Below are 3,846 nucleotides of genomic sequence, written 5' to 3'. Positions count from 1 at the left end.
GTGGCCTCTGGCTCCACCGGCGCTGTACCGAACCCTGAGCCGGCTCCTGGGGGACGCTGTTCCCCACGGTACAGGACGCGGTCCGGCGCGCTGGGCGGCGGTCCGCGGCGCGCCGAAGTCGTTGCCACGCAAGGAGGTTCGTCGCCAGGCCGCCGGCGCGACGGCGGTCAGCCCGATCTCTCCCGCGGCCGAGGCGAGGCGCTTGCCGTAGGTGAGGAAGGCCGACAGGTGGTGGCCGGACGCCACCAGGTTCTCGGCGGTGGCGAGACGGATGGTGGCCAGTGACCGGACGTTCGGCTCGAGGTATTTCAGCCGCGGCCGCCCGGATCGGGGCATCCACGTCCGTCCGGGCCTAACCGGGCCAGGGTCGGGTCACCTGCCCGAGCGCGCCCGCCGCGCCACGGCGCGGCGCCCGGGCCCCTCGATGGGCTTGACCGGTGGGTGATCCGGACGGACTCGCCGCGCGTACTACGTCGCTCGCGTTCCGGTCACGTCGTAGAGGTGATGGACCGGATCGTGGATGAGGTAGCGGGCGAAGGTCTCGATCGTGAAGTGGGCGCCGTCGCCGCGGTTGCCGGTTCTGGTCCAGTCGGTCACCTGGTCGAAGGCGTCGGCCAGCGCCGCGGCGGCGGCCAGGAGCTCCTCGGCGACGGCCGGCGGGTCCTGGTCGGCGTAGCGGTCCCGCACGGCGGTCGCGTCCTGGTCCCAGTTCGGGTAGTGCGGGTCGTCCTGGGTGCGCATGAGGTGGAGGCGCTCGGCGTAGACGCGGCAGACGTCCCGGACGTGGCAGGCGTACTCGAGCGGCGACCACTTGTCCGGCCGCGGCCGCCTGGTCGCGTCTGTGCCCAGCACGGCCGGCCAGGCCGCGGCGTTGCGCCGGAGCATGCCGGCCACGTCCTCGCGAGCGAGGTTCCGGGCGTCGAAGCCGCATTCGGGGCAGGGGCGGTCCAGCACCCAGGTCCAGTCCTTGGTGTCCGGCGTGAGCGAGTCGACCATGGTGCCGAGCATCTCCTACCCGCGGCACGGGCACCAGCAAGCGTTGCCAAAGCGGGGATCAAGCCCTGCCGCGGGGTTCGTCGCCCCGCGCAGTCCGTCCCGGGAGACCGCTCCCCTCGGGACCGGAACGGCACGGGCGTTCGAGCGGCTGAGCCGCGGCGTGGCCGCCGTCCTGCCGCGCGGCCACCACGGCCGGCCCGTGCCGGAGACAGCGACGAGCCCCGGGAGCCGAAGCTTCCCGGGGCCCGTCGCTGCCCTAGACCTGAACCCTGACCAACTGGATGGTTCTAGCGGTAGTCCCGGCCGAAGTCGTAGTCGTCCAGGGGGACGGCTGCGCCTGTGCCGGCACCGAAGACATCCGGGGTGTAGTAACCGTCGTCGTAGGACGGGATCGCGTATGCGGCGACCCTGGCCTCCTCGGTCGGCTGGACCTGGATGTTGCGGTACTTGTTGATGCCGGTCCCCGCGGGGATCAGCTTTCCGATGATCACGTTCTCCTTCAGGCCCACCAGCTTGTCCGACCGGCCGTTGATGGCGGCGTCGGTCAGGACACGCGTGGTCTCCTGGAAGGAGGCCGCCGACAGCCACGAGTCCGTGGCCAGCGACGCCTTGGTGATACCCATCAGCACCGGGCGGCCCGACGCCGGCTCGCCGCCACTGGCGACGACCCTGCGGTTCTCCGTCTCGAACTGGGCCCGCTCGATGAGCGCACCCGGCAGGAACTCCGCCGCACCGCTGTCGAGGATCGTGACCCGGCGCAGCATCTGCCGGACGATGACCTCGATGTGCTTGTCGTGGATGGACACACCCTGCGCCCGGTACACCTTCTGGACCTCGTCCACCAGGTGCAGCTGCGCCTCACGGGGACCCATGACCCGCAGCACCTCGTGCGGGTTCGGGGTGCCCTCGAGGAGCGGCTGACCGACCGACACGTGGTCGCCGTCGGCCAGGGGGCCGTCGGGGGTGACCGCGAGCCGCTGACGCTTGGACAGCTTGTCGAAGACGATCTCGTCGCTGCCGTCGTCCGGGATGAGCGTGATCTTCCAGTACCGGTCGCCGTCCTCGATGCGCACGCGGCCGTCGACGTCGGCGATCGGCGCCATGCCCTTCGGCACGCGGGCCTCGAACAGCTCCTGCACACGCGGCAGACCGGTAGTGATGTCCTCACCGGCCACACCACCCTGGTGGAACGTACGCATCGTGAGCTGGGTACCCGGCTCACCGATGGACTGCGCGGCCACGATGCCGACCGCCTCGCCGACGTCGACCAGCTGGCCGGTCGCCATCGAGCGGCCGTAGCAGGTGGCACACACCCCCACCGCCGACTCACACGTGAGCACGCTGCGCACCTTGGCCTTGGTGACCCCGGAGGTGACCAGGGTCTCGATGGCCGGGTCGCCGAGGTCGTCGCCGCGGTTGAGCAGGACGTTGCCGTCCGCGTCGGTGATCTCCTCGGCCAGCGTGCGCGCGTAGACGCTCGTCTCCACGTGCTGGTCGCGGATGACCGACCCGTCCGGGCCGGGCTCGCCGACCGTCATGATGATGCCGCGCGTGGTGCCGCAGTCGACCTCACGCACGATGACGTCCTGCGACACGTCCACCAGACGCCGGGTCAGGTAACCCGAGTCGGCGGTACGCAGCGCGGTGTCGGCCAGACCCTTGCGGGCACCGTGCGTGGCGATGAAGTACTCCAGCACGGACAGGCCCTCGCGGAAGTTGGCCTTGATCGGCCGCGGGATGAACTCACCACGCGGGTTGGTGACCAGGCCGTTCATGCCGGACAGCTGGCGGATCTGGGTCATGTTGCCCGCCGCGCCCGACTTCACGATCGTGGGGATCGGGTTCTCGTCGGGGTAGTTGTCCTCCATGGCCTTCGCGACGTCCTCGGTCGCGTTGCTCCACACCTTGACCAGCTCGTTGTTCCGCTCGGTGGCGGAGAGCTGACCACGCTGGTAGCGCTTCTCGACCGCGTCGGCCTTCTTCTCGTACTCGTCGAGGATCTGCTGCTTGTTCGGCGGCACGACCACGTCGGAGATCGCGATGGTGACCCCGGACCGGGTGGCCCAGAAGAAGCCCGCGTCCTTGAGCTTGTCGAGGGTGCGCGCCACGGTGACCATCGGGTACCGCTCGGCGAGGTCGTTCACGATCGCGGCCTGCCGCTTCTTCGGCATCGGCTCGTTCATGAACGGGTAGTCCTCGGGCAGCAGGTCGTTGAACAGCACCCGGCCCAGGGTGGTCTCGGCGAGCCACGCCTGACCCGGCTCCCAGCCCTCGGGCTTGTCCGACGGCGACGGCGCCCGGTCCGAGATCCGGACCTTGACCATGGCCTGCAGGCCGATGACCTTGCGGTCGAAGGCCATGATCGCCTCGGCCGGCGAGGAGAACGCGAGCCCGGCGCCGAGCCCCTCCTCCTTGATCCGGGTGAGGTGGAACAGACCGGTGACCATGTCCAGTCGCGGCATGGCCAGCGGGCGCCCCGAGGCCGGCGACAGGATGTTGTTCGACGACAGCATCAGGATCCGCGCCTCGGCCTGGGCCTCGGCGGACAGCGGCAGGTGCACCGCCATCTGGTCACCGTCGAAGTCGGCGTTGAACGCCTCACAGACCAGCGGGTGCAGCTGGATGGCCTTGCCCTCGACCAGCTGCGGCTCGAAGGCCTGGATGCCGAGGCGGTGCAGCGTCGGCGCGCGGTTGAGCATCACCGGGTGCTCGGTGATGACCTCTTCCAGCACGTCCCACACGGCCGGCCGGGCGCGCTCCACCATCCGCTTGGCGGACTTGATGTTCTGCGCGTGGTTGAGGTCGACCAGCCGCTTCATGACGAACGGCTTGAACAGCTCGAGCGCCATC

The 3,846-nt window shown here is 70.2% G+C and carries 2 protein-coding genes and 1 pseudogene; all 3 read right to left on the bottom strand.

All coding sequences use genetic code 11. The annotated features are described in order from the left end of the window. Window positions 1-336, bottom strand: a pseudogene (locus VGD70_RS31610) (hypothetical protein); the annotation flags it as partial. 132 nt (window positions 337-468) lie between these two features. Further along, window positions 469-996 carry a DinB family protein gene (locus VGD70_RS31605; RefSeq protein ID WP_331087856.1) on the bottom strand — a complete coding sequence of 176 codons (528 nt, stop codon included), beginning with the start codon at window positions 994-996 and terminating at the stop codon, window positions 469-471. Between the two features lie 287 nt (window positions 997-1,283). Then, a partial coding sequence (rpoC, locus tag VGD70_RS31600; protein ID WP_331087854.1) for a DNA-directed RNA polymerase subunit beta' occupies window positions 1,284-3,846 on the bottom strand: 2,563 nt, incomplete at its 5' end.

This window comes from Actinophytocola sp. (genome assembly GCF_036402745.1).
GTDB lineage: Bacteria > Actinomycetota > Actinomycetes > Mycobacteriales > Pseudonocardiaceae > Actinophytocola.
Note: the sequence above shows the minus strand (reverse complement) of the source record. Positions and strands in the feature narration are given on the sequence as shown.

What these genes read in the sequence shown, in the direction of transcription:
- VGD70_RS31605 (WP_331087856.1), bottom strand. Translation starts at nt 996, where the DNA reads ATGGTCGACTCGCTCACGCCGGACACCAAGGACTGGACCTGGGTGCTG.